The following is a 25117-nucleotide window of genomic DNA, read 5'->3' on the forward strand; positions in this document are numbered from 1 at the left end:
GCATACTCCTGTAAAGGGGATGGAAACAGCCACCACCATTTCGACCGAGGAAAGGACCTCCGTTCGTCCCATGCTGGCCGGAGCTCCATCGAGCGTCCAGCTGACGACCTCGAGTCAATTCTGGCGGCGGGCAGCCGGCTTCATCGGGCCCGGCTTTATGGTCGCCGTGGGGTACATGGATCCTGGCAACTGGGCCACGGACCTGGCCGCGGGCTCGAAATACGGGTACACCCTGCTGTTCGTCATCATGGCTTCAAACCTGATGGCCATCCTGCTGCAAAGCCTTTCTCTGAAGCTTGGGGTCGCGGCTGAACGTGACCTGGCGCAAGCCTGCCACGACCGCTACAGTCGTCCGGTAAACATCGTCCTGTGGGTCTTTGCCGAGATCGCCATCGCCGCCTGCGACCTGGCTGAGGTCATCGGCTCTGCCATTGCGCTGCAGCTGCTCTTCGGAATCCCCCTGATTGCGGGCGTCCTGATCACCAGTCTGGACGTTTTCCTGATCCTGCTGCTGGAGCGGCGTGGATTCCGCTACCTGGAAGCCTTCGTGATGGTGTTGATCGGCACCATTGCCGTGCTGTTCGGGGCAGAGATCATCCTCTCGCGGCCGGAGTGGCTGCCGATCGTGCACCACCTGTTTGTCCCCTCGCGAGCCGTTCTCCACGATCCGGAGATGCTTTACATCGCGATCAGCATCCTGGGCGCGACCGTGATGCCCCACAATCTTTACCTGCACTCGTCGATCGTGCAGACCCGCAATTATCCCCGCACCGAATCCGGCAAACGCGAGGCGATACGGCTGGCGAACTTCGACTCTGCGACCGCGCTGACGATCGCGCTGTTCATCAACGCGGCCATCCTCATCCTCGCCGCAGCAGTCTTTCACCGCAGCGGCCACACCGAAGTGGCTGAGATTGGCGACGCCTACCAACTTCTTACCCCACTGCTTGGCTTTACCGGAGCGAGCATGATGTTCGCGCTGGCCCTGCTTGCTTCCGGCCAGAACTCGACCGTCACCGGGACCCTGGCTGGCCAGATCGTTATGGAAGGCTTCCTGGGCATGCGGTTGCCAAGCTGGCAACGGCGTCTGATCACCCGTCTGGTTGCCGTCGTCCCTACCGTCATCGTCACTGCACTTTATGGAAGCTCCGGCACAGGAAAGCTGCTCGTCTTCAGCCAGGTCATCCTCAGCATGCAGTTGAGCTTCGCCGTCTTCCCGCTGGTACGTTTCACCAGCGATCCCGGCCTGATGGGCCCCTTTGTCAACAGGCAATCCATCCGGCTCCTGAGCTGGGCCATCGCCCTGCTCATCGCCGGGCTTAATGCCTGGCTCCTGATCCAGGTTTTTCGCTGATCGTCTCCCTGCATTTCTAACTCAGAACAGTATTTCTCCGTCTTTTTACAGCCCTACAGGAAGATGAAGCTACCCAAAATGCGCCTGAAGATCCCCGCATTCCGCATTCTTTGCCTCGGCATCCTTCCCGCTGCAGTTCTCTGCGCCCAACAGCGGGTCATTGATTCCGCATCGCTCCCGGAAGCGCCTTCGGCAAGCAGCGCAACCACGATGTTTCCGCATGCCGAGAATGCTCCCTACTACATCGCAGGACAGGCCAACATCATCCTGCAGGCCCATGGGCCGTTTCATTCACCCTACGATGGGCCGAACAGCCTGCAGGGACGCGGCGAGTATAAGACCTCGCTGGTCGGCACGCTGTTTCTCGGCCTGCAGGTTAACCGAAATCCACGCTATGCGACCGATGTCATCGTCGATTTTGAATCCGCAGGCGGACGCGGTATCAGCCAGGCACTTGGCCTTGCGGGGTTTACCAATCTTGACGTCGTACGCAATCCAAGCCTCGGGTCCAAACCCTACCTGGCACGCGTCCAGATCCATCAGGTCCTCGGCCTGACGGACAAGCTGGCCGAGGCCGAACGTACCCCCTTCTCGCTTCCGACAGAGCTTCCTGAGCGCCGCTTTGAGCTGCACCTGGGCAAGATGAGCCTGCCTGACTACTTCGACATCAACTCCATCGCCTCCGACAGCCATCTCCAGTTCCTGAACTGGACCGTCGACAACAATGGAGCCTGGGACTATGCCGCCGATACTCGCGGGTACACCTACGGAGCCGCGCTGGAGTATCACGACCGCTCCTGGTCGGCGCGCTACGGCATCGCCGCGATGCCGACGGTCGCCAACGGTATCGACCTGGACTGGGCGTTCAGCCGTGCCAGCGGACAGAACTTTGAGTTCGAGCTGCGCAGGCCGCTTCTGGGATCCCTGCTCTCCGGGGAACGCAAAGGGACCGTCCGGGTTCTAAGTTTCGTCAACCATGCCCACATGGGGCTCTATCGCGATGCCGTCGATGCCTATCTCTCCGGGAAGGACAAGACGCCGGACATCAGCGCTCACGCAAAGTTCGGCGCCGTCAAATACGGCTTCGGCCTCAACGCCCAACAGGAGTTGACCCCTAATCTGCGCGCCTTTCTCCGCATTGGCTGGAATGAAGGCCAGCATGAGTCCTATGCCTATACCGAGGTGGACCAGACCGTCGCCTTCGGCGGCGATTACTCCGGGCGCGCCTTCAACCGTCCTGACGACAAACTTGGTTTCGCATTCGTCTCCAATGCGATCAAGCGCGACCACCAGAACTATCTCCGCTACGGCGGCCTCGGGTTTCTACTTGGGGATGGCAAATTAAACTACGCCCGCGAAGACATCCTGGAGAGCTACTACAACCTGCATGCCTGGCGTGGGATCTTCTACGCGCTCAACCTGCAGTTCATCGAACACCCTGGCTATAACAAGGATCGAGGCCCGGTTCTGGTCGAGGCGATCCGCATGCACGTCGACTTCTGACAATCGCCGTATACTTTTTCTGTGACCCCGCGCATCGTCTACGAAGCAGCTGGTTTCGTCCTGGGATTGATCTTTGGCAGCTTTCTCAATGTCTGCATCTCTCGTCTGCCACGCCAGGCATCGCTGGTAAGGCCTGGCTCACACTGTCCGGAGTGCGAAGCTCCCATCCGCTGGTACGACAACATTCCTGTGTTGAGCTGGTTTCTGCTTCGTGCCCGCTGCCGCGACTGCGGCCAGCCCATCCCGTGGCGCTACCCGGTAGTAGAACTGGCGACGGCCATCTGGTTTGCCATTCAGGCTGCGCGTCTCCATACGGTCCTCGCGTTCTACTTCAGCTCGCATACGGGGCCTTCGTCCTATGCACCGTTCGCCATCCTTGCAAACATCGCAACGGCGATTCTCGGCTTCCTTCTGATCGGCCTGATGGTGATGGACTGGCAGACCGGTCTGCTGCCGGACTCCTTCACGCTGACGGGAATCCTGCTGGGCGTGTGCCTGATCGGCCTGCAGGCTGTCTTTCTGGGGCCGACGGAGGACCAGATTCTCCTGCCGGAAAACAGAATCCATCTGACCAGTGCCGGTATCCCAAACGATACCGGCAATGTTTTTTTGACAGGTCCTGAGGCTCTCGTCGGCGGCCGTATCCTCGCTGCCCTGGGGGCCTTTCTGCTACTTCTCTTCATCCGCTGGCTCTACAGGAAGCTGCGCCACCGCGAAGGTATGGGCCTGGGCGATGCCAAGATGCTCGCCATGATCGCTGCCCTGCTCGGCTTCTGGCCAGCCATGCTCTCCTTCTTCTTCGGAGCCCTTGCTGCCAGCATCTACGGGGTGTTTCTGGTAGCCCGAGGCCGCGCCGGATCAACCTCAAAGCTGCCCTTCGGAAGCTTCCTGGCCGCTGGCGGCCTGATTGCGGCACAGGTAGGAGACCGCATCATCGACGCCTACGCCCGACTGCTCCGATAGCCGCACAAACGGCTGTCTTGCTTGACACTGAACAGCCACAAAACTAGAGTCGAAGATGGTCATGCACAATTATCCCTACATCTGGAATTATCTTCCGCTTGTCCTGCAAATACTGGTAGCTCTTGGTCTTGCGTGTGGAATGGTGGGGGTATCGTTCCTGATCGGCAAGCATAAGAATTCACGTACAAAACTTGGCCCCTACGAGTGCGGCATGGATCCTGTCGGCGACGCCCGAGGACGCTTTTCTGTGCGCTTCTATATGGTCGCCATGCTCTTTATTCTCTTCGATGTAGAGGCGGTCTTCATGCTTCCCTGGGCCGTCATCTTCCGACGGCTTCCTGAGATCACCGGGTCGAAGATGTTTGGATTCTACGAGATGCTTGTCTACCTCGGCTTTGTAGCTGTGGGCCTGTTCTATGTCTGGAAGAAAGGCATCCTCGACTGGTCCACCGATAAGGGAGATCTTTAATGGACCCCGCAGTTTTAGGTACCCAGGCCGTATTTGAGGCCCTTCCGGAGGACCCCGCGGTCAAGGCTCTGCGGGAGTTTGCCACGGACGCCAAGTACGATCGCGGCGAGCTGACCCTCACCGTCGCCCGCGAAAGCATCGTTTCGGCTGCTGAGGCTTTACGGCGGGCCGGGTTTACCTTCTTTGAAGACGTTACCGCTGTCGATTGGTATCCGTCCGAACCCCGCTTTCAGATCAGCTACAGCTTCCTCTCGTTCGGTCTGAAGCGCAGGGTTCGTGTCGTCGTCCGGCTCGCCGGTGAGGACGCAGTTCTCGACAGCCTTACGCCAAACTGGCCCGCGGCGAACTTCTATGAACGCGAGGTCTTCGACCTCTTTGGTGTTCGCTTCAGCGGTCATCCTTACCTGCGCCGCATCATGATGCCCGAAGACTGGCAGGGCCATCCCCTGCGCAAGGACTACCCCGTGGAGGGCTATCGCTAATGGCACCCCTCGCCGCTCCCGACCAGATCAACCCCGGAATTGACGACGTCGTCTCTGACTCCGCGCGTCACCATCACGGTAACGATCCCCTCTCTGACCAGACCATGGTCATCAACATGGGACCGCAGCACCCGTCTACCCACGGTGTGCTTCGCCTCGTGCTCGAGATCGACGGCGAAACCGTCGTCTCCCTTGCCCCTGACATCGGCTATCTCCATACCGGAATCGAGAAGACCTGCGAGGCCAAGTTCTACCAGCAGGTTGTTCCTCTGACCGATCGCATCGACTACCTGGCGCCTATGATCAACAACACGGCGTATGCTCTTGCGGTCGAGAAGCTGCTCCAGCTGGAGATTCCTGAGAAGGCCCAGTGGCTGCGCGTGCTCTTCAACGAGCTGATGCGCATCAACTCGCACCTGGTCTGGCTGGGAACCCACGCCATGGACATCGGCGCGCTTACCGTCTTCCTCTACTGCTTCCGCGAGCGCGAAAAATTGCTGCGCATCTTCGAAGCCGTCAGCGGCCAGCGCATGATGACCAGCTACATCCGGATCGGCGGAGTCAGTCTGGAGCCGCCGCTGGGCCTCTTCGAGGCTATCCGCGATTTCCTTATCGAATTTCCTTCGAAGATCGAAGAATACGAGGCCCTGCTCCAGAACAATCCCATCTGGATCAATCGCCTCAAGGGCGTAGGCTACATCTCGCCCGAGGACGCAATTGCACTCGGCGTTACCGGCCCCCCGCTGCGCGCTGCCGGTATCGACTTTGACGTCCGCAAGGCAATGCCCTACTCCAGTTACGAGAAGTTCCAGTTCAACGTGCCGGTCTCGACCGAGAGCGACGTCTGGGCCCGCTACGTGCTGCGTATGCAGGAGATGCGCGAGTCGGTCAAGATCTGCATGCAGGCACTGGACGGCATGCCGGAAGGCCGCATCGTTGCGGATTCCCCGAAGATCATTCTGCCCGACCGCGAGCAGATGAAGACCCAGATGGAATCCTTAATCCATCACTTCAAGATTGTCACCGAAGGATTTGCTGTTCCTGCAGGTGAGGCCACCAGCTCTGTCGAAGCCGGGCACGGCATGATGAACTACTACGTCGTCTCCGACGGCACCGCCAAGCCCTATCGTGTGCACATGCGCAACGCCGACCTCGCCAACCTGCAGGCGCTCGAGACCATGTGCAAAGGCCGCCTGCTGGCCGACGTCGTCGCTGTCATCGGATCGATCGATATCGTGTTGGGGGCGATCGACCGCTAGGAATTGCTTTCCCGGACAGGTAGCTGTGTTCGGAATGAACTGTTGTGGTTTTGATGAGAGATACGATTTGGCCGCGCCAGATCGCACTCTGGTTTGCTAGACACTCGATCTGCCATAGCGGATCGCAACTTGCTTTGTGGTTTTGTTAAGGGCACGACTTTAGCCGTGCCGAAATGTGCGATAGAAGATTCGGGGCTTTAGCCCCTGAGGTACCGGTTGGACAATCGACTTCGTACCGAACTTTGGACCTCCTGGGCCTCCCTGCTCCGCTCCTATGCAGCCGCCCACGGACTCAACAGCCGGCATCATGCAGTTGTCGAGGTCGGCGCAGACGAGATCACGCTTCGCGTAGCCAACCGCTGGCTTCGTTTTACGCATGATCTTGCGGAAGACAGCGAAGGAAACCAATCCGCCTTTTCGCTCCTGGAGGATGGAACGGTTAAACTGGATGCAAAGACACAGGAGATGGACCTTGCCGCCGAAGAACTGGCGCGGGAGATGATGCACAGTGAGTGAGATCGCCAATTCAATCTTTACGCCCGAGACAGCCGCGCGCTTCGACCGCCTGGTAACCCTTTACCCCGTCAAGCGCTCTGCCCTCGTCCCCATGCTGCTCTACGCGCAGGACGAGGTCGGCTACGTCTCCGACGCCGTCGTGACCGAGATCGCCCAGCGCCTCGACCTGATGGAGCTCGACGTCCGCAACGTGCTCTCGTACTACTCCATGCTGCGCACCAAACCTGCAGGCAAGTACAACGTGCAGGTCTGCACCAACATCTCCTGCATGCTGCGCGGCGGCTACGAGATCCTGGACCACTGCAGGCACAAGCTCGGCATCGGCCATAAAGAGGTCACCGCCGACAAGCTCTTTTCGCTCGAAGAGGTCGAGTGCATCGGGGCCTGCTGCTGGGCCCCTGCTATGCAGGTCAACTACGACTTCCACGACAACCTCACCACCGTCAAGGTCGACGAGATCCTCGAGACCTACCGCGCCGGCAAGGGAAAGGACGTGAAATAGCATGCCAACCCTCGTCTCCCATCCCGACGAAGTCAAAGTCATCAGCCGCCGCTTCGGACAGGGCGCTGCCGACATCGACAAGTACATCGAGCTTGACGGCTATAAGGCCGTCCAGAAGGCCATCTCCCAGGGCGAGAATATGGCTGCCTGGATCATCGACACCATGAAGGCCTCCGGCCTTCGCGGTCGCGGCGGAGCAGGCTTCCCCACCGGCATGAAGTGGTCCTTCGTCCCCAAGCAGTCCGAAAAGCCCAAGTACGTCCTGGTCAACGGCGACGAATCAGAGCCCGGAACCTGCAAAGATCACGTCATCTTCCTCCACGACCCCCATGCCGTCATCGAAGGCACCATGATCGCTGGTCTGGCTATCGGCGCGAAGATGGGCTTCATCTACCTCCGCGGCGAGTACCGCTACCTCCTGAAGATCATGGAGAAGGCCGTCGCCGACGCCTACGCCAAGGGCTTTCTCGGCAAAAATATCTTCGGCTCTGGCCTGGACTTCGATATCGTCACCCAGTCCGGCGCAGGAGCCTATGAGGTCGGCGAAGAGTCCGCCCTCATGGAGTCGCTCGAGGGCAAGCGCGGCGTTCCCCGCATCAAACCTCCCTTCCCCGCAGTAGTTGGCCTCTACGGCGGTCCCACCGTCATCAATAACGCGGAGACCATCGCCTCGGCCCCGCACATTCTGCTGATGGGCGGCGAGGCCTACGCCAAGCTTGGCTCCGAACGCAACGGCGGAACCCGTCTCTTCGGTATCTCCGGCCACGTTGAGCGCCCCGGCGTCTACGAGCTGCCTATGGGCTACAACCTCAAGAAGGCAATTTATGACGTCGCCGGCGGTATTAAGGACGGCAAAAAGCTCAAGGCTGTCGTCCCTGGCGGGTCTTCCTGCCCGGTCCTGCTGCCGGAAGAGATTGACGTAGGCCTCGACTTCGACCAGATGGGCAAGGCCGGAACCATGCTCGGCTCGGGCGGCATCGTTGTCCTCGACGAGACCGTCTCCATCGTCGAGTTCGCCCTGCGCACCATCGCCTTTTACCAGCACGAGTCCTGCGGATGGTGCATCCCCTGCCGCGAGGGAACGGACTGGATCAAGAAGACCCTGACCCGCGTCTACAACGGCGGCGGCAGCAAGAAGGATGTCGCCAACGTGCAGTACCTCGCCGAAAACATGATGGGCCGCACTTTCTGCCCACTCGGTGATGCAGCCGCCATGCCGACACTCGGCTTCGTCAAGAAGTTCCGCAAGGAGTTTGAAGACTACATCGAGGGCCACAAGGCCGGAACCCCGATCATCACGGTCGAACAGCTCGTAGGAGCGCACTAAGCCATGCCAGACGTAACCTTCACCGTAGACGGCAAACAACTCACCGCACCGGCCGGAACGCTGCTCATCGACGCCTGCAAGTCCGCCGGCATTGAGGTTCCTGCCTTCTGCTACTATCCCGGGCTTTCGCTGCAGGCCGCCTGCCGCATGTGCGTCGTCCGCATCGAAAAGATGCCGAAGCTCCAGACCGCCTGCACCACCCCGGTCGCCGAGGGCATGGTCGTCTCGACCGAGACCCCCGAAATTGCCCAGGCTCGTAAGGCCACCCTTGAACTTCTCCTCGGCAATCATCCCCTCGACTGCCCTGTCTGCGATGCAGGCGGCGAGTGTGAGTTGCAGGACATGACCTTCAAGTACGGTGCCGGCACAAGCCTCTATGCCGAGGCCAAGAACCACCGCGAAGAGCAGAAGTGGTCGCCGGTCGTCTACTTCGACCGCCCACGCTGCATCCTCTGCTATCGCTGCGTTCGCATGTGCGGCGAAGGCATGGACGTCTTCGCGCTCGGCATCCAGAACCGCGGCTCCTCCGCCGTCATCGCTCCCAACATCCCGGCGCAGCAGTCGCCTGACAACCTCGCGCACCTCGACTGCGAGCAGTGCGGCATGTGCATCGACGCCTGCCCTGTCGGGGCCCTGACCTCCGGAGCTTACCGGTACAAGACCCGCCCCTGGGAGATGAACCACGTCGCCACCGTCTGCACGCATTGCGGCGACGGCTGCAAGACCACTCTCGGCGTGCGCTCTACCTCCGACGGCGCCGAGATCGTTCGCGGCGACAATCGGGACAAGTCCGGAATCAATGGCGACTTTCTCTGCAACAAGGGGCGCTACGCCTTCGACTTCGCCAATTCGCCGGACCGCATCACCGCACCTCTGGTCCGGCAGTCCGACGGATCCCTCAAGCAAGTCTCCTGGGAAGAGGCCTTCGCGCATGCCGGTAAGAGACTGCGCGAGCTGCGTGATAGCCGCGGCGGCAAGTCCATCGGGGTGATCGGCGGTAACCGCCTCACCAACGAAGAGGCTTACCTCCTCCAGAAGTTCGCCCGCACGGTACTCGGCACCAACAACATCGATCACCACCGCACGGCTGACTACGTCACCTTCGCTCAGGCACTCTCGGGTCAGCAGGGACGCACCGCCTCCTGGCGCGATACCCAGAGCTACCCTGCCGTGCTCCTCGTCGGCGGAGACCCAACCAACCAGGCTCCCGGCACGGCCTGGAACCTGCGAACCGATGTCCGCCTGAACAAAGCGCGCCTCTACGTCGCCAATACCGGCGAGATCAAGCTGCGCCGCCAGGCAAAGGCATTCCTTCAGCTGGCTCCCTTCGGGTACGGCGCTCTTGCCGCCTACCTCGCGGGCGACGCCGCATCCTCCTCAAACGCCGCCTCCGATACCTCCGCCCTCGATACCTTCCGCGAGGCCGTCAAAGCCGAAGAGAAGCTCCTTATCCTCATCGGTTCAGAGCTTCGTGGGGCTGGCCTCAAACGCCTCATCGAGTTCGGCCTCACCATTCCGGGTGCGAAGTTCGCCCTGCTCTCCGACTATGTCAACTCGCGCGGCGCCGCCGACATGGGCCTGCTACCCGATATGCTCCCCGGGTACGTTCCGGTCACCCATCCAGGTCCCTTCGCCGAGCACAACGCGCCCACAACACCCGGCCTCGACATGCTCGAGATCTTTGAGGCTGCCGGACGTGGGGATCTCTCAGCGCTTTACGTCGTCAACTCGAACCCCGTCGCCCGCTACAACATCGATCCCGCCGCCCTGAAGAATACCTTCGTGGTCGTGCAGGAGATGTTTATGACGGAGACCGCGCAACTGGCCGACGTTATCCTCCCAGCGGCAAACCTCTACGAGAAGGGCGGCTCGGTCACCAACAGCTACGGCGATCTGCAGCTTGTCCAGAAGGCCGGCGATCGCGCCGGCGTCCGCAGCGACTTCGAGATGATCGTACGTGTCGCCGACAAGATGGGAGCCGACATCAAGACGCTCGTGCCCTTCGGAAAAGGTCTTCGCGCCGATATGGGCCAGAGCCGCGGCGCCCAGTCCGGCGAGGCCGACCGTCATGCCGTCTGGCTGGCCGCCAACAATCTTGAGCCCAAGCTGTCTCCCTTCGATCCCTGGGCTATCCTCGATGAGATTCAGCGCCTCGTTCCCGGATACGATCTCCTTCGCCTGCAGCTATTGAGCGGCAACGACCAGCATCTGGAACCGGCCGCAGGCGCTGCTGCCACCCCCAACCGCCGCGATCTTGTACTTCCCTCAGGTGACACGCTCTTCACCTCGGGAACTCTGGGCCGCTTCTCACCAGCGCTCAACGATGTGCAACGCTATCAGGGCGACGAACCTCTGATTCAGATCCATACGGCAGCAGAATGACTTCGATACAGGAGTAAAAAGTTAAAACCGTGAGCCACCTCACCGAATTTCAGACATTTCTGCTGCTCTCGATCCTCAAGATCGTTGTCGTGCTCGTCATTACGCTCACGGCGGTGGCGTACACCGTCCTGCTCGAGCGCAAGGTTCTTGGCCGCATGCAGAATCGCTGGGGACCTTCGCGCGTCGGCCCCTTCGGTCTTCTGCAGCCGCTGGCCGACGGGATCAAGCTCTTTCTCAAAGAAGATCTGATGCCGCTGGCCGCCGAGAAGCCGCTCTTTGTCCTTGCGCCCATCATTGCACTTACCTGCGCGCTGATCTCCATTGCCGTCGTGCCGTTCGGCGCAGTCACGCATGTCACCGCCAATGGAATCAGCGTCGACATGGGAACGATCGCCGACATCAACATCGGCCTTCTGGTGATCCTCGGTATTACCTCCATCGGGGTCTACGGCATCGCCCTCTCGGGCTGGTCTTCGAACAACAAGTTCGCCCTGCTCGGATCGCTCCGCGCAACTTCGCAGATGATCAGCTATGAACTCGCTCTCGGCCTGTCGCTCGTGGGAGTCGTGCTTCGCGCCGGTTCGCTGCGTCTCCGCGACATCGTCGCTTCTCAGTCCGGCCACGGGGCTCTTTCCTGGAATATCTTCGGCGGCTTCCAGATCGTCGCCTTCTTCATCTACCTGATGGCCGCCTACGCCGAGACCAATCGCGCACCTTTCGACCTCCCCGAGGCCGAATCCGAGCTGGTCGCGGGCTATCACACCGAATACTCTTCGATGAAATTCGCGATGTTCTTCATGGCCGAGTACGCCAACATGATCACCGTCGCCTGCGTGGCTACCCTGCTCTTCCTGGGCGGACCAACCAGCCCCTTCGGCAACCTTCTGCCCACGCCTTCGAATGTAGTCATCGCGGCTATCCTTCCAATCTTCTGGTTCGTCATCAAGGTTCTCGCTTTTCTGCTGCTCTATATATGGGTTCGCGCTACGGTACCCCGTTTCCGTTATGACCAGCTCATGGCCTTCGGCTGGAAGTTTCTGCTTCCTGTCGCCATCCTCAACATCATCGCCACCAGCCTCGTCCTTGCGTTACGCGGATGAGTCTCCGGCTACCTGCTTTACAATCAACAGGTAGCCCTCAAAAGTTTGCGCTGTATCGAATGATTCAAGCGATTCACTGAAAAAGGAATCTGCGGAGCATCATGCAACTGGCACTGTTCATCATCTTTGGTCTGCTCGCCGTGGCTGGAGCCATCAACTTCCTGCTGCAGCGGCATCCCATTAATTCGGCGCTCTCGCTGGTCGTGGTCATGATGTCGCTGGCCGTTCTCTACTGGTCGCTTGGGGCTGAGTTCCTTGCCGCCGCACAGGTCATCGTCTACTCCGGCGCCGTCATGGTGCTCTTTGTCTTTGTCGTTATGTTGCTGAACGCGGGCAAAGAAGAGCGCACTCATGGGAGCCGTGCCGCCTACCTGGCCGGGATTCCCGGGGCTGCGGCCATCTTCTGCCTGCTCAGCTTCATCTTTCTGAGCAACGGCCGCGCATTCGGCTCGACCGATCTCACCAATCACCTTACAAACTCGGTCAACAACATCGCCGAGATCAGCCGGGTCCTGTTCCGCGATCTGCTGCTGCCCTTTGAGGTAACCAGCGTTCTGATCCTCGTCGCCATCCTTGGAGCCGTCGTGCTCGCGCGAAAGGAGCAATAAGACCAGTATGACCGTTCCCATCTCCTATTACCTGGTCCTCGCCGCTGTGCTCTTCTCCATCGGCGTCGCCAGCTTCCTGATCAAGCGCAACATCATCACCATCTTTATGTCGATTGAGCTGATGCTCAACGCCGTTAACCTGACCTTTGTCGCCTTCGCCCACATGTGGCACCAGATCACAGGGCAGATCTTTGTCTTCTTCGTCATGGTGGTCGCCGCTGCCGAAGCCGCCGTCGGACTGGCAATCATCATTGCAATCTTCCGTACCCGCCAGACCCTCAACGTTGACCAGGTCAACCTGCTGAAAAACTAAGGACACGAGATTCGCTGATGCCTGCTTCCTATCTCTGGCTGATTCCGCTTCTTCCCTTCGCCGGATTCCTCATCAATGGAACCCTGGGCCGCCGACTTCCGCGCCCGCTCGTCTCCGCCGTTGCTCTCGTCCCGACCTTCCTCTCGGCGTGCCTCTGGATCTGGCTCTGGTTCACCATGCGAGCCCCGGGCGCGCCCGAATCCATCCAGTCCGTCGCCACGCTCTTCGGAAACTCCTGGATCTCCATCTCCGGCTTTCACGCCGACTTCGCCTTCACCGTCGACCACCTCACGCTCATCATGCTGGGCGTCGTCACCTGCGTCGGCTTCCTCATCCATCTCTATTCCGTCGGCTACATGGCCCACGAGGACGGCTACTGGCGCTTCTTCGCCTACCTGAACCTGTTCATGTTCTTCATGCTGGTTCTGGTCCTATCGGCCAACTTCCTCCTGCTCTTCGTCGGCTGGGAGGGCGTCGGTCTCGCCTCCTACCTGCTGATCGGCTTCTACTTCAAGAAGGACTCCGCCGCCAACGCCGGCAAGAAGGCCTTCATCGTCAACCGCATCGGCGACTTCGGCTTCCTGCTCGCGATGTTCCTTCTCATCGCGCACTTTGGCACCCTCGACTTCGCCACCATCTTTAGCTCCGTCGCGCAGCACACGGAGTGGCAGGGCGGTTTCCTCACCGCTATTGCCCTGCTGCTCGTCGTAGGCGCCGCCGGCAAATCTGCACAGATCCCGCTCTACGTCTGGCTCCCGGACGCCATGGAAGGCCCGACCCCAGTCTCCGCGCTCATCCACGCGGCAACGATGGTGACGGCGGGCATCTACATGGTTGCCCGCGCCCACACCATCTTCGATCGCTCCCCGTACGCCCTCGGCGTCGTCGCCATCATCGGAGCCGCCACCGCTCTCATCGCCGCCTGCATCGGTATGGTCCAGCACGACATCAAGCGCGTTCTCGCCTACTCTACCGTCTCGCAGCTCGGCTACATGTTTCTGGCCTGCGGTGTCGGAGCGTATGCAGCCGGTGTCTTCCACCTGCTTACCCACGCCTTCTTCAAGGCGCTACTCTTCCTCGCCGCCGGCTCCGTCATCCACGCGCTCTCGGGCGAGCAGGACATGCGCAACATGGGCGGTCTGCGCAAGCGCATTCCCATCACCTTCTGGACCATGACGATGGGCGTCTTCGCCATCGCCGGCATCCCTCCGCTCGCCGGTTTCTTCTCCAAGGACGAGATCCTCTTCCGCGCCTTCGTCTCGCCCAACCCTATCGGGAAACTTCTCTGGCTCGTCGGCCTCGTCACCGCCGGCATGACGTCGTTCTACATGTTCCGGCTGTGGTTCAAGACCTTCTTCGGCGAGATGCGCTTTGACGAGCACCACGCCGCAGAGCACGCCCACGATGCTGGTCATGACTCCGGCCAGGCACACGACGGTCACGGCGTCCACGAGTCGCCACTCGTCATGACGCTCCCGCTCATGATCCTCGCCCTGCTCTCCATCGTCGGCGGATGGGTCGGAGTTCCCGCCGCCCTCGGCGGACATAATGAGATCGAGCATTTTCTAGCCCCCGTCTTTGAGTCCGGCCACGCCGTGGCGACGCTGGAAATGATTCCCTCGCCGCTTCCCGGTGTCAGCCATGGAACCGAACTCGGCCTCGCCGCCGTCTCGGTCCTCGTCGCTCTCTTCGGGCTCTTCGTCGCCTACGTCCTCTACTACAAGAAGCCCGGAACCGCCGCCTCCTTCGCGCAGAAATTCCCTGCCCTCTATCGCCTGGTCGAGAACAAGTTCTACGTCGACGAGATCTATCAGGCCGTCATCGTTACCCCGCTGCTCGTCGTCAGCCGCCTCATCCTGGGCGGTCTCGTCGATGGCGGCATCGTCAACGGCTCTGGATTCGCCGCTGGTGCCAGCGCTCGCGGTCTCGGCTCACTCGTTCGCCGGGTTCAGTCCGGCAACATTCGCTCCTACGCCGGCTGGCTCGCCCTCGGCGCCGCTGCCGTCATCGCTGTCATGATCTTCGGCCATTCACTCTGGCTGCACTAACGAAATAAGGAACCCGGACGCGCTTTCGAGATGAACATTGACCACAACATCCTGACGATCATCACCTTCGTCCCGCTCGCCGGAGCCATCGTCCTTGCTCTGCTGCCCGACCGTGATCGCCTCCAGCAATGGGGAGCCCTCATCGTCACCCTGCTGACCTTCCTCTTAACCCTGCATCTCCCTTTCCACTACGACTACAGCGTTGCCGCAGGCACCTTCCAGTTCCAGCAGAACTCCTCCTGGATCACCTCGCCTGCTATCCGCTACCACGTCGGTGTCGACGGGCTTTCCATGTGGCTCGTTGTGTTAACCGGACTGCTCGCTCCGCTCGGCGTTCTCATCTCATGGCGCGCCATCGACAACCGCCGCCGGCTCTTCTACGTGCTCTTCCTGCTCCAGCAGGTCGCGATGCTCGGCATCTTTGTCTCGCTCGACCTCTTCCTCTACTACGCCTTCTGGGAGCTGTCGCTGGTCCCCATGGCGCTCCTGATCGCCACCTTCGGCCGCACCGAAAACCGCCGTCGCGCCGCCATCAAGTTCTTCCTCTACGCCTTCATCCCCTCGGCCATCCTTCTGGTCGCCATGCTCTGGCTCTACGCACGCACCGGCACCTTCGACTACCCCCAGCTGGCCCAGATGGCAGCAGCTCACACCCTCTCGACCAACGGCACCGCCCTTTGGCTCGCATCATTGGCCTTCCTCGCCGCCTTCGCGGTCAAGGTCCCCGTCTTCCCGCTGCACGGCTGGCTCTCTGACGCGGTCAGCGAAGCACCAACCGCCGCGGTCATGGTCCTCGCCGGCAAGCTCGGCCTCTACTCCATCCTGCGCTTCTCCTTCGGAATCTTCCCCGCCCAGTCGCACCGCATCGCTCCACTGATGCTCGCGCTCGGAGCCATCGGAATCGTCTACGGCGCTCTCGTCGCGCTCGTCCAGAAGGACCTTAAGCGGCTCGCTGCCTACGGCACGCTCGGCCACGTCTCGGTCGTCATCCTCGGGATCTTCGCCTTCACCGTCACCGGCATCAACGGCGGCATCTACCAGACACTGAACGAGGGCATCGGCGGGTCCGCCCTCTTCATGCTGCTCGGCCTCCTCTACGAGCGCTACCGCACCTACGACATGCGCGAGTACGGCGGCCTCGCTGCCCGCCTCCCCTGGATCGTCACCATGTTCGTCTTCACCGCCCTCTCGGTCACCGGGCTACCCATGCTCAACGGCTTCGTCGGTGAGTTCCTCGTCTTCTCCGGAGCCATGCAGTCCAACATCACCCACCACATGGGCTGGACCGTGCTGGCCACTTCGAGCGTCATTCTCACCGCCTCCTACATGCTCTGGATGATCCAGCGCGTCTTCTACGGTGAGCTTGGACGCCGCCCTGAGACGATTACTCCCGTCGACCTCACCGCCCGTGAGCACCTGGCTCTCTGGCCCCTGGTCGCACTCTTCCTCTTTATGGGAATCTCCTCTCCCGTCTGGCTTCGTGCCATCGATCCGGCTGCTTCCCATATCGCTGCCGTCGTCAACCGCAGCCAGGCCGTCACGATGGACTTTGACGCCTCCCGGAACGCCACTCCTGTTTCTTCCGGCTCAGAGACAGCATTCAACATGACTACAGCATCCTCCGCGACGAAAGGAGCTCGATAGATGTCTCCCAACGTCCTCGCTCTTCTGCCCGAGATCATCCTGACCATCACCGGCGTGCTTATCATGCTGGCTGAGCCCATGCTTCCGCCCGGCAGCTCGCGCAAACCGCCCGGCAGCTCGCGCAAACCGCTCGGCTGGCTCGCCATCCTCGGCACTATCGCTGGAGGCCTCGCCAGTTGGTACCAGCTCGGCTTCGGCACCGTCCACGCCTTCTTCGGAACCATCCAGGTCGATACCTTTTCGGTCTTCTTCCATCTGTTGATTGCAGCCATCGTCCTGGTCACCCTGCTCAGCTCCGTCGACTACTTTGAGGGTTACGCCACTCACGCTGGCGAATACTTCGCCCTCGTCCTCTTCGGCGCCGTAGGCATGATGCTGATGACCTGCTCGGTTGAGCTTTTGATGGTCTTCGTCGGTCTCGAGATCTCCTCCATCTCGACCTACATCATGGCCGGCTTCCGCAAGGGCCACGCCGCCACGGCCGAATCATCCATCAAATACTTTCTGCTCGGCTCCTTCGCCACCGCCTTCTTCCTCTACGGAATTGCGCTGGCCTTCGGCGCGACCGGCTCCACCCGCATCGACGCTATCTCGCTCGGTCTCGCCCATACGGCAACCCCCACCCTCGCCATCCTCGCCCTTGCTCTCATCATCATCGGCATCGGCTTCAAGGTCTCGGCGGCTCCCTTCCACGTCTGGACCCCCGACGTCTACCAGGGCGCTCCCGCCCCTGTCGTCGGCCTCATGTCCACCGCCCCCAAGGCCGCGGCCTTCGCCGTCCTGCTCCGCATCCTCTTCTCCGGCTTCCCCTCGTACGAGCCCCGCTGGGCAGGCCTCATCTGGATCATCGCTGCGCTCTCAATGTTCATCGGAAACCTCGGCGCTCTGATGCAGCGCGACGTCAAGCGCATGCTGGCCTACTCCTCCATCGCACACGCCGGCTACCTGCTTGTCGCCTACACGGCCTTCCCTGCTGACGGAATCGCCTCCGCCTGCTTCTACACCGCCGCTTATGCCGCGATGAACGTAGGAGCCTTCACCGTCATCACCCAAATCGGCGGATACAACGAAAACGCCCGCACCATCGACGACTACGCCGGTCTCGCCCTCAAGCGCCCGGTCCTCGCCGCCGCGCTCGGCCTTTTCCTGCTCTCGCTCATCGGAATCCCCTTCACCGGCGGCTTCTTCGGCAAGTTCTACGTCTTCTCCGCCGCCCTGCACTCCGGCCGAGTCTGGCTCGCCGTCGTCGGCCTGCTCAACAGCGGAATCGCCTGCTTCTACTACCTGCGCCTGCTTGCCGCTATCTACACCCGGCCCACCACCGAGAACGATCGCATCAGCGCCGCAGGCCGCGTAAGCCTCCCGGCCGCCGCGGCCATCGCCATCACCGCAGCCGCTACTCTCTGGCTTGGAATCGCCCCTAACCGCGTCCTCGATCTGGCACAGCAAAGCGCCGACTCGGTCCACGCCAATCCGGCTCAACCTGGACAGGACATCACTAGCGCCGGTCGCTAGCCTCTAGTTTCTACTGTTCCAGATCAATGGGCATAGTCTTCTGACTATGCCCATTCACTTTAGGGCGTCGCTGCTGCAACCTTTAAAAAGCCGCTCGCGATAAACTTCTGCTGCTTTTCCGACCAGTGCCAATAGCGGCGTTCAACTTTCTGGAGCTTATCGTTTACCGAGGAGGTTCGCGTCTCTTCCAGGGTGTCGTCAGGAAATCGCAGAAACGTGCTTCTCTTAAGTACTCTCTCATCAGCATTCAGGTGATCTTCGGCGTGATAATCCTCTGTCCTGAGCGTTTCATGCAATTTTCCATTCACGACCGAGAAGATTTGGGTCTCTTTTAGGAGCAGTCCTGAGCCATGACCTGCAGTCACATCATGAAGTACAAGAGCATCTTCTCTCCCATCTCGCAGTGAGATCATTTCCAACGAACTCGAGCCCGCCCAACAATTGAGCTGCCGCTGATCGACTACGTGCCACAAGATCTTTGCAGAATCCCCATCTTCTTCCTGAAGAAGGTAGAGATAACAGGAAACTCCGGCTCCACTCGGGAGAAACGCAACACCATAGTGAGCGGGTTCTCTGGTACGAACCGACCGTAATTTAATCTCTTCATCCGGAAGCAGGTGTTCTGTGACGTCCGTTGCTATGGGGGCCTCAACCCCAAGACGTGTCAGCAGTCCTGCCTTCTGCCCGGGGTTCGCCAGAGCCAACATACTCTCCATCTCGGTCAGTTTGCCAACAGGAATCTCCCTCTGGACTCCGACGCGAACTTGCTGAGATATAGACGGCCTGACAGAAATGAATGCAGCGCAAACGCAACATGCCATCCACACTCTATCGAACAATTGCACGCATCCCCCACATTACCTTTGCTCCACATTGTGCCATGACTGGACGGTGCCGGCTGCCCCAATCATGGCGCAGTCTCATCGCGACATGATTGGGCATTCGAGCGAAGCTCGAACCCTGGGATGTCAGAGACAATGTGACTCTGGGGATACAATCGAGTGCATCGCAAGCCTTATAGGAGTGTGAATGGCAGACACGATGACCATCCTTGAGCAGGCGTACTCCGCATTCAACAAGCGGGATATCGACGGCGCCTTAGCACTGATGACCGAAGACGTGAGCTGGCCCAAGGCTTCCGAGGGCGGCAAGGTTGTCGGAAAAGAGGAGATCCGCGCCTATTGGACCCGCCAATGGAGTGAGTTCGATCCTCACGTCGAACCGGTTGCAACCACCGAGAGAGATGGCGGCAAGATTCTCGTCAGGGTGCACCAGCTCGTGAGGAGCCTTCAGGGAGAGGTCCTTTCGGACAGAGAGGTCCTCCACGTATTCACCCTGAACAACGGTCTCATCGCAGCCCTGGACCTTGGGGATGAGGGCGAACGGATCGCTGGTCCGTCTGCGGCATTCGCCCACCGATCCTAACGAGCTATCGATGCATGAGCAGGATCCAGCTTGTAGAATTGCATTCCCCGCACTCTATCCCCGCAAGGTGTCATCCAAGTGGCGCGGCCGAGCCGCTGAAGAGTCTGGCGGTCATCTATGGCTCGCCAAGACTATGTCAACCCTCGAATACGGCTATCTTGAACAAAGGAAGCAACTTTTACACTGCCGATTTACTCTACGCGGATAGCTAAAGATTTAACGATGAGGCGAGAGACAAAGGGCTCCCCTATGTCATACAGGAAGTCCGGACCTAACTTATATGTTTTGAAAACTTTGCGCAAAAAGTACAGGGAACCCCAAGAATACAGGCAAGCAAAAGCCCTCGCCGAAGCGAGGGCTTTGCACAACCGGATCGACTGAAACTTACGCCTGCACCTTGAGGAAGATGATAACGAAGGTGAACAGCGCCAGCGACTCGATGAAGGCCAGACCGAGAATCAGGAAGATGAAGATTCCGGGACGAGCGCCGGGGTTGCGTGCGAGAGCCTCGGTGGCAGAGGCGGTCGCCTTGCCCTGACCCAGACCGCAGAGACCAGCCGCAAGGGCCATGCCCAGGCCGGCGGCCAGCGGAACCCACTGCGAAGCGGGCGAGTAGTTTGCTGCGCCCTGCGCAAAGGCCGGCGTTGCGAGCAGCATCGCGGCCAACGACATGAAAAGATACTGAAGCTTCTTCATTACGACTCCATCTCCCGTCAGATACGCCGCCAGTGGGTGGTTGATGCTCACCGTGCTGGCACCCTCACGCTCGCGGCGCTGAAGCTACGGCAGAGAGGGAGTCCCCCTGCCGCAAAACCGGATCCCTCAGAGCTTCAGCCCTGAGGGACGCAAAGATCAATGATCGTGCGCCACTGCCAGCGACAGGTAAACCGCCGCCAGAAGGAAGAACACATACGCCTGGACCACAGCAACACCAAGGTGCAGCCCCAGGAAGATCAGCGGAATTCCAATAGGAACCAGCGAGAAGAATGCCAGCGTCACCAGGTCGCCCGCCAGCATGTTCGCATAAAGTCGGACCGTGAGCGAAAGCACGCGGGCGAAGTGCGAGATGATCTCGATCGGGAACAGCAGCGGATACAGCCACCACACCGGCCCGAGGAACTGCTTGATATAGCTCGGTCCGTTCACTCGAACGCCATGGTAGTGGTAGTACAGGAACGTGACGAGAGCGAATCCGAGAGGAACCACCGGGTTCGCGGTCGGGGAGGCCAGTCCGGGGACCAGACCCAGCAGGTTGCTCAGCAGGATGAACAGCAGAAGCGCCGTCAGATAGCTGATGAACCGCTCGGAGCCATGCCCGATAACCGATTCGCCCTGCTCGGCGACGAACTCGTGCGTCATCTCTGCCAGGTGCTGTACGGCTCCCGGCTTCTCGATGCTGAGGCTGACGCGGACGACAACGAAGTAAGCGACCAGTACCGCGAAGACCAGCAGCTCCATGGCAAACGCATCGGTGATGGGAGCCTGCGGGTACCTGGGATGCACATGAAACGCCTCCAGCAGCGCCGTGACAGGCGCAGCGAGATGGGCGTTCAGAAATCGTGTGAACAAAAGCTGAGTCGGCATATAAAAGTTAGCGAAACGGTCTTTCAGATCGATCAGGCAGTCCAGGCCTTCACCAGCCGCAAACCCTCCACCGTGAGTGCAAACACCCCCAGCGCGAGTCCGGCCGCAAGCGCATAGACTGAACCGTGCAGTACCTTAAGGCTAACATAGAGAAGCGCAATCGTGGCGGCCAGACGGAGAAAGAATCCGAGCAGGACCATGGCCATGGGCTTCGCCGTCCCGCCCTGGTCCATCCTGGACATGACCGCCGTCATCAGGCGCATCCACTCCCACAGGCCAGAAGCCGAAATGACCGCCCCGACGGCCAGCAGAGCCGCCGACTGCCAACCCAGCTTCCACCAAAGCAGCAGCGCAGCGATGACTGAAACAATCGCGAGTAGCCGCAGCGCCCGCAGCATCGTCTGCCGGAAGTCTTCATCGGAAAAGGATTCCAGCGCCTTCACTTATCCCGCCTCAGGTATCGGGAAGCTGTCATGAAGATCTGCAGAAATCCGCCGATCGCTCCCATCACGATTCCGACGATTCCGATCCAGTTCTGATGAAAATGATGGTCGAGCCAGGTCCCAAGCAGCCAGCCGATCACGCATCCGGCAGGCAGCGCGATCGCCAGCTGAATCATTGATTCGGCCTTGACCAGCTCGCCTAGCGCTCCACCCTTTTTCTCGTTCTCTGCCATCGCGATCACCATTACATCACGGACCGGCTTCTCCAATCGAACTCGGTCGCGCCGCTATACTGAACAACGACTATCCATAAAAAGGAAACACCTTGCACTTCGACTCCGAATTCGAGCAGAAGCTCTATCAGCAGCGCCAGGAGAAGCTCCAGCAGATCGCCGCACTGGGCGCCGAGATCGGCCTCAATCCCGCGCAGGCCACCTACCCCAACTCCTTCACCGTCAGCGCTCCAGGCTGGGATGAGCAAAATGGGGATCTGATTCCCTGGATCAAACAGAACTTCGACTCGCCCGAGTCCTCCGTCAGCGGCGAACAGCTGGATGCCGACCGCAAACAGGTCGCCATCGCCGGTCGCATCATGGCTATCCGGATCCAGGGCAAGGCCGGATTTGCCCAGCTTCAGCAGGGCGGTCAGCGGCTCCAGATCTACGTTCGCAAGGACGACGTCGGCGAGAACGCCTTCGCCCTCTACAAACTGCTTGATCTGGGCGACCATATCGGCGTCCGTGGTTACCTGATGCGCACCCGCACCGGTGAGCTGACTGTCCACGTAACCTCCACGCCTGAAACGTCAGGAATCACCTTCCTCGCCAAGGCCATGCTTGCCTTGCCCGACAAGTATCACGGTCTCGAGGACACCGAGCTTCGCTATCGCCAGCGCTACGTTGACCTCTTCATGAACACCGGCCACAGCGCCAAGGCCGCCACACCTGCGACAAATTCGGGTGCCCCAGGTCTGGCAGTTGCAGACCTGGGTGAAGCGCCGCAGAAGCAACCGGAGGCCGACGACTCCCCGCGCAACGTCCGCGAGGTCTTCGTCAAGCGCGCCCAGGTTCTTCGCGCGCTGCGCAAGTTCTTCGACTCCCGCGGCTATCTTGAGGTCGAAACTCCGATGATGCAGCAGATCGCCGGAGGAGCCGCCGCGCGACCCTTCATCACGCACCACAACGAGCTCGACCTGCCGCTCTACCTGCGTATCGCGCCGGAGCTCTACCTGAAGCGCCTCGTAGTTGGCGGCCTCGACCGCGTTTATGAGATCAACCGAAACTTCCGCAACGAAGGCGTGAGCACCCGGCACAACCCCGAGTTCACCATGCTCGAGTTCTACCAGGCCTACGCCAATTACCACGACCTGATGGACCTGACGGAAGAGCTCATCAAATTCGTCGCCATGGAAGTCAACGGCTCTCTGATCACCCACTTCAACGGGAATGAGATCAATCTTGGTGAGTGGACGAGGTTGTCCATGCGTGAGGCGATCATCAAATTCTGGCCTCCGCTAGCCGGACCAGCTCCAGCGTTGGAAACGTTCAAATCCGTCGAAAATCTCGTGACTCATCTCCGAAATGCGGCACGAGAATTAGGATCTAAATCCAGTTTAAGTAGATGGACTTCACAAATTGAAATAACTTCACCACAATCTGAAGAGGAAGCAGCAGAGGATTTCGCTGAAATCTTTCACTGGCTTGCAGACCGCCTCCATAAAGGCGAATTATTGGGGGCAATAATCGCAGAATTGTTTGAAGAACTTTCTGAACCCCGTCTCACCCAACCGCACATCATCTACGACTTCCCTCTCGCCGTCTCTCCACTCTCCAAGATCAAGCCCGACGAACCCGATTGGGTCGAGCGCTTCGAGTTCTACATCGGCGGCTTCGAGGTGGGCAACGCCTTCTCCGAGCTTAACGATCCCATCGACCAGGACGAACGCTTCCAGCAGCAGATTGAGCAGAAGGAGCGCGGGGACGAAGAGGCCATGTCCGCAGTCGATGACGACTACGTCCGCGCCCTCGGCTACGGCCTCCCTCCCACCGCCGGCGAAGGCATCGGCATCGACCGCCTCACCATGCTGCTGACCAACTCCAGCTCCATCCGCGATGTCATCCTCTTCCCTCTCATGCGCCCGCGCCAGAAGACCGCCGAGCAGGTGGCTCAGAAGGAAGATCAGCAGCACGGTGAATCAAGGGAATAGCGCCACAAACCGGGTGCCCCATCTTCGCGACGGTTGTATCGTCGCTAAGGTGGGCCATCGCGTTAAGCGCGATCCGTTTTAGGGTGGTAGAGGAAGCAAGGATTTTCGCTTTCGCGAAAATTGCCCACCTTAGCCGCTTCGCGTCGAAGATGGGGCACCCGATTTTGCTGTGCCTTATTTCCCTTTCTTCAGCCGCTTTACTACTCCGGCCAGCGAGTGTTCGTTCATCGCGTCCACTGCATCCTGGCGAACCTTCTTCATCTGCCCAACCAAAACTTTGTCTTCCACCGCCAGCCAGTCGCCGGAGGTCGCGGCGAAGATGTCTCCCAGCCCGATCTGCTTGGGGATGAGCTTCAGCTTTGCTCCTCCGTTCGGGCCTTTGCGCTGCTCTATCAGGCCGCCCTTGTGTAACAGCAGAAAGGCCCTGCGTACCATCACCGCGCTTTCCTTCAGGGTCTCGGCTATCTCGGCCGAGGTCTTCATCGATTCTGGATCTTCTGCCAGTACCGCGAGCACCCGAAGGCCCAATTGAAAGCGTTCACTTTGCGCCATGCAATGCAAGCTAACACAGTTGCGCGGCCAATCCCGCCATCGGCATGAGGCGAACATGTAAAATTTTCAGGTGAATATCCTCTTCGTCGGCGATATCTTTGGCTCCGCCGGCCGCCACATCGTCCACGAGCACCTTCCACACGTCGTCGAAACCAACGCTGTCGACCTGATCGTCATCAATGGCGAGAACGCCGCCGGCGGGTTCGGAATTACGCCCTCCATCGCCGAAGAGATCTTCGATCTTGGCGCCCACGTCATCACGACCGGGAACCACATCTGGGACAAGCGGGAGATCTTCGAGTACATGACGGTCCCGGCGGATTCGCATGAGCGCGGCCGCCGTGTTCTGCGCCCCGCCAACTACGCCGTCGGGACTCCGGGGTTCGGAGTCTATGAGGGCGCGCTACCCTCAGGCCAGAACTATGCCGTGCTCAACCTGCAGGGGCGCGTCTTTATGTCTTCCTGTGACGACCCCTTCCGCAAGGCAGACGAGCTCATCAGCCAGCTCACCGCAAAGGTCATCCTGCTGGACATTCACGCCGAGACCACCAGCGAGAAGGTCGCACTGGGCTGGTATCTCGATGGCCGTGTCACCGCAGTCATGGGGACCCACACCCACATTCCCACCGCAGATGCGCGCGTGCTTCCGGGTGGAACCGCCTACATCACCGATGTGGGCATGTCGGGCCCGTACGACTCAGTCATCGGGGTCGAGACGGAACTGGTCCTGAAGCGTTTCCTTACCGGTATGCCAGGCAAGTTTGAGGCGGCCAGGGGAAATCCGAAGATGGCTGCTGTGCTGATCGGCTGTGATGGAGCGACGGGAAGAGCCTGTTCGATCCAGCACTTGATGCTGGGCGAATAGAGATCCTGCATCTCACATCTTCATACCGTGCTTCGAGATTTGCATGACGAGCATGAG

25 protein-coding genes are annotated in these 25117 nt (G+C 60.1%); 19 read left to right on the forward strand and 6 right to left on the reverse strand.

What is annotated here, in order from left to right:
* Positions 1 to 19 precede the first annotated feature (19 nt).
* From GWR55_RS07370 to GWR55_RS07445, 16 genes are all read left to right on the forward strand, one after another.
* A complete protein-coding gene (locus GWR55_RS07370; protein ID WP_162401691.1) occupies positions 20 to 1354 on the forward strand; it encodes an Nramp family divalent metal transporter in 1335 nt (444 codons plus the stop codon).
* Between the two features lie 63 nt (positions 1355 to 1417).
* A complete protein-coding gene (locus tag GWR55_RS07375) occupies positions 1418 to 2857 on the forward strand; it encodes a carbohydrate porin (protein ID WP_162401692.1) in 1440 nt (479 codons plus the stop codon).
* Between the two features lie 21 nt (positions 2858 to 2878).
* A complete protein-coding gene (locus tag GWR55_RS07380; protein ID WP_162401693.1) occupies positions 2879 to 3820 on the forward strand; it encodes an A24 family peptidase in 942 nt (313 codons plus the stop codon).
* Between the two features lie 61 nt (positions 3821 to 3881).
* Positions 3882 to 4289 carry an NADH-quinone oxidoreductase subunit A gene (locus tag GWR55_RS07385; RefSeq protein ID WP_162401694.1) on the forward strand — a complete coding sequence of 136 codons (408 nt, stop codon included), beginning with the start codon at positions 3882 to 3884 and terminating at the stop codon, positions 4287 to 4289.
* A complete protein-coding gene (locus GWR55_RS07390) occupies positions 4289 to 4771 on the forward strand; it encodes an NADH-quinone oxidoreductase subunit C (RefSeq protein WP_162401695.1) in 483 nt (160 codons plus the stop codon). Before GWR55_RS07385 ends, GWR55_RS07390 begins: the two co-directional genes overlap by 1 nt.
* Entirely contained in the window at positions 4771 to 6030 is a 1260-nt protein-coding gene (nuoD, locus tag GWR55_RS07395; RefSeq protein ID WP_162401696.1) for an NADH dehydrogenase (quinone) subunit D, read from the forward strand. The genes GWR55_RS07390 and nuoD overlap by 1 nt, the downstream gene beginning before the upstream one ends.
* A gap of 216 nt (positions 6031 to 6246) precedes the next feature.
* A complete protein-coding gene (locus GWR55_RS07400) occupies positions 6247 to 6546 on the forward strand; it encodes a transcriptional regulator (RefSeq protein WP_162401697.1) in 300 nt (99 codons plus the stop codon).
* Entirely contained in the window at positions 6539 to 7048 is a 510-nt protein-coding gene (nuoE, locus tag GWR55_RS07405; RefSeq protein ID WP_162401698.1) for an NAD(P)H-dependent oxidoreductase subunit E, read from the forward strand. The genes GWR55_RS07400 and nuoE overlap by 8 nt, the downstream gene beginning before the upstream one ends.
* 1 nt (position 7049) lies before the next feature.
* Positions 7050 to 8375 (forward strand): NADH-quinone oxidoreductase subunit NuoF, encoded by a 1326-nt coding sequence (nuoF, locus tag GWR55_RS07410; RefSeq protein ID WP_162401699.1) that lies wholly within the window; start codon positions 7050 to 7052, stop codon positions 8373 to 8375.
* Positions 8376 to 8378: 3 nt separating this feature from the next.
* Positions 8379 to 10757, forward strand: coding sequence for a molybdopterin-dependent oxidoreductase (locus GWR55_RS07415; RefSeq protein ID WP_162401700.1), 2379 nt, complete (start codon positions 8379 to 8381; stop codon positions 10755 to 10757).
* A gap of 29 nt (positions 10758 to 10786) precedes the next feature.
* Entirely contained in the window at positions 10787 to 11857 is a 1071-nt protein-coding gene (gene nuoH, locus GWR55_RS07420; protein WP_162401701.1) for an NADH-quinone oxidoreductase subunit NuoH, read from the forward strand.
* A 101-nt stretch (positions 11858 to 11958) separates the two neighbouring features.
* Positions 11959 to 12465, forward strand: coding sequence for an NADH-quinone oxidoreductase subunit J (locus tag GWR55_RS07425; protein WP_162401702.1), 507 nt, complete (start codon positions 11959 to 11961; stop codon positions 12463 to 12465).
* A gap of 7 nt (positions 12466 to 12472) precedes the next feature.
* On the forward strand, positions 12473 to 12778 hold the full coding sequence (gene nuoK, locus GWR55_RS07430; RefSeq protein WP_162401703.1) for an NADH-quinone oxidoreductase subunit NuoK: 306 nt from the start codon (positions 12473 to 12475) through the stop codon (positions 12776 to 12778).
* A 17-nt stretch (positions 12779 to 12795) separates the two neighbouring features.
* Entirely contained in the window at positions 12796 to 14826 is a 2031-nt protein-coding gene (nuoL, locus tag GWR55_RS07435; RefSeq protein ID WP_162401704.1) for an NADH-quinone oxidoreductase subunit L, read from the forward strand.
* A 30-nt stretch (positions 14827 to 14856) separates the two neighbouring features.
* Positions 14857 to 16470: a NuoM family protein gene (locus tag GWR55_RS07440; protein ID WP_162401705.1), complete on the forward strand. Its 1614-nt coding sequence runs from the start codon at positions 14857 to 14859 to the stop codon at positions 16468 to 16470.
* Positions 16471 to 17985 carry an NADH-quinone oxidoreductase subunit N gene (locus GWR55_RS07445; RefSeq protein ID WP_162401706.1) on the forward strand — a complete coding sequence of 505 codons (1515 nt, stop codon included), beginning with the start codon at positions 16471 to 16473 and terminating at the stop codon, positions 17983 to 17985. It begins immediately after the preceding gene.
* A gap of 59 nt (positions 17986 to 18044) precedes the next feature.
* Here the strand turns inward: GWR55_RS07445 and GWR55_RS07450 are convergent, their stop codons facing one another.
* Positions 18045 to 18692, reverse strand: a complete 648-nt coding sequence (locus GWR55_RS07450; protein WP_162401707.1) for a hypothetical protein — start codon at positions 18690 to 18692, stop codon at positions 18045 to 18047.
* A 322-nt stretch (positions 18693 to 19014) separates the two neighbouring features.
* Here GWR55_RS07450 and GWR55_RS07455 point away from each other — a divergent pair, with 322 nt between their 5' ends.
* Entirely contained in the window at positions 19015 to 19410 is a 396-nt protein-coding gene (locus tag GWR55_RS07455; protein ID WP_162401708.1) for a nuclear transport factor 2 family protein, read from the forward strand.
* Positions 19411 to 19794: 384 nt separating this feature from the next.
* Here the strand turns inward: GWR55_RS07455 and GWR55_RS07460 are convergent, their stop codons facing one another.
* The 4 genes from GWR55_RS07460 to GWR55_RS07475 all read right to left on the reverse strand — a co-directional run bounded on the left by GWR55_RS07460 (position 19795) and on the right by GWR55_RS07475 (position 21670).
* Positions 19795 to 20106: an ATP synthase F0 subunit C gene (locus tag GWR55_RS07460; protein ID WP_162403829.1), complete on the reverse strand. Its 312-nt coding sequence runs from the start codon at positions 20104 to 20106 to the stop codon at positions 19795 to 19797.
* A 156-nt stretch (positions 20107 to 20262) separates the two neighbouring features.
* Positions 20263 to 20994, reverse strand: a complete 732-nt coding sequence (gene atpB, locus GWR55_RS07465; RefSeq protein ID WP_162401709.1) for a F0F1 ATP synthase subunit A — start codon at positions 20992 to 20994, stop codon at positions 20263 to 20265.
* Positions 20995 to 21026: 32 nt separating this feature from the next.
* On the reverse strand, positions 21027 to 21437 hold the full coding sequence (locus GWR55_RS07470; RefSeq protein WP_238398705.1) for an ATP synthase subunit I: 411 nt from the start codon (positions 21435 to 21437) through the stop codon (positions 21027 to 21029).
* Positions 21434 to 21670: an AtpZ/AtpI family protein gene (locus GWR55_RS07475; RefSeq protein ID WP_162401710.1), complete on the reverse strand. Its 237-nt coding sequence runs from the start codon at positions 21668 to 21670 to the stop codon at positions 21434 to 21436. Before GWR55_RS07475 ends, GWR55_RS07470 begins: the two co-directional genes overlap by 4 nt.
* A 92-nt stretch (positions 21671 to 21762) precedes the next feature.
* On the opposite strand from GWR55_RS07475, the gene GWR55_RS07480 reads away from it, so the two are divergent.
* Positions 21763 to 23643, forward strand: coding sequence for an amino acid--tRNA ligase-related protein (locus tag GWR55_RS07480; protein ID WP_162401711.1), 1881 nt, complete (start codon positions 21763 to 21765; stop codon positions 23641 to 23643).
* A gap of 174 nt (positions 23644 to 23817) precedes the next feature.
* Here the strand turns inward: GWR55_RS07480 and GWR55_RS07485 are convergent, their stop codons facing one another.
* The gene (locus GWR55_RS07485) at positions 23818 to 24195 is read right to left on the reverse strand and encodes an Rrf2 family transcriptional regulator (RefSeq protein WP_162401712.1); all 378 of its coding nucleotides are present in this window, start codon (positions 24193 to 24195) and stop codon (positions 23818 to 23820) included.
* A 70-nt stretch (positions 24196 to 24265) separates the two neighbouring features.
* Between GWR55_RS07485 and GWR55_RS07490 the strand changes: the two genes are divergently transcribed.
* Complete coding sequence (locus tag GWR55_RS07490) at positions 24266 to 25060, forward strand: TIGR00282 family metallophosphoesterase (protein ID WP_162401713.1); 795 nt, start codon at positions 24266 to 24268, stop codon at positions 25058 to 25060.
* The last annotated feature ends 57 nt before the right edge of the window (positions 25061 to 25117 follow it).

It is taken from the genome of Edaphobacter sp. 12200R-103 (assembly GCF_010093025.1).
In the GTDB taxonomy this organism is placed as follows: domain Bacteria; phylum Acidobacteriota; class Terriglobia; order Terriglobales; family Acidobacteriaceae; genus Edaphobacter.

What these genes read in the sequence shown, in the direction of transcription:
- GWR55_RS07375 (WP_162401692.1), top strand. Translation starts at nt 1,418, where the DNA reads ATGAAGCTACCCAAAATGCGCCTGAAGATCCCCGCATTCCGCATTCTT.
- GWR55_RS07475 (WP_162401710.1), bottom strand. Translation starts at nt 21,670, where the DNA reads ATGGCAGAGAACGAGAAAAAGGGTGGAGCGCTAGGCGAGCTGGTCAAG.
- GWR55_RS07390 (WP_162401695.1), top strand. Translation starts at nt 4,289, where the DNA reads ATGGACCCCGCAGTTTTAGGTACCCAGGCCGTATTTGAGGCCCTTCCG.
- GWR55_RS07370 (WP_162401691.1), top strand. Translation starts at nt 20, where the DNA reads ATGGAAACAGCCACCACCATTTCGACCGAGGAAAGGACCTCCGTTCGT.
- nuoK (WP_162401703.1), top strand. Translation starts at nt 12,473, where the DNA reads ATGACCGTTCCCATCTCCTATTACCTGGTCCTCGCCGCTGTGCTCTTC.
- nuoD (WP_162401696.1), top strand. Translation starts at nt 4,771, where the DNA reads ATGGCACCCCTCGCCGCTCCCGACCAGATCAACCCCGGAATTGACGAC.
- GWR55_RS07450 (WP_162401707.1), bottom strand. Translation starts at nt 18,692, where the DNA reads ATGTTGGCTCTGGCGAACCCCGGGCAGAAGGCAGGACTGCTGACACGT.
- atpB (WP_162401709.1), bottom strand. Translation starts at nt 20,994, where the DNA reads ATGCCGACTCAGCTTTTGTTCACACGATTTCTGAACGCCCATCTCGCT.
- nuoL (WP_162401704.1), top strand. Translation starts at nt 12,796, where the DNA reads ATGCCTGCTTCCTATCTCTGGCTGATTCCGCTTCTTCCCTTCGCCGGA.
- nuoF (WP_162401699.1), top strand. Translation starts at nt 7,050, where the DNA reads ATGCCAACCCTCGTCTCCCATCCCGACGAAGTCAAAGTCATCAGCCGC.
- GWR55_RS07445 (WP_162401706.1), top strand. Translation starts at nt 16,471, where the DNA reads ATGTCTCCCAACGTCCTCGCTCTTCTGCCCGAGATCATCCTGACCATC.
- GWR55_RS07455 (WP_162401708.1), top strand. Translation starts at nt 19,015, where the DNA reads ATGGCAGACACGATGACCATCCTTGAGCAGGCGTACTCCGCATTCAAC.
- GWR55_RS07385 (WP_162401694.1), top strand. Translation starts at nt 3,882, where the DNA reads ATGCACAATTATCCCTACATCTGGAATTATCTTCCGCTTGTCCTGCAA.
- GWR55_RS07415 (WP_162401700.1), top strand. Translation starts at nt 8,379, where the DNA reads ATGCCAGACGTAACCTTCACCGTAGACGGCAAACAACTCACCGCACCG.
- GWR55_RS07460 (WP_162403829.1), bottom strand. Translation starts at nt 20,106, where the DNA reads ATGAAGAAGCTTCAGTATCTTTTCATGTCGTTGGCCGCGATGCTGCTC.
- GWR55_RS07440 (WP_162401705.1), top strand. Translation starts at nt 14,857, where the DNA reads ATGAACATTGACCACAACATCCTGACGATCATCACCTTCGTCCCGCTC.
- GWR55_RS07485 (WP_162401712.1), bottom strand. Translation starts at nt 24,195, where the DNA reads ATGGCGCAAAGTGAACGCTTTCAATTGGGCCTTCGGGTGCTCGCGGTA.
- GWR55_RS07425 (WP_162401702.1), top strand. Translation starts at nt 11,959, where the DNA reads ATGCAACTGGCACTGTTCATCATCTTTGGTCTGCTCGCCGTGGCTGGA.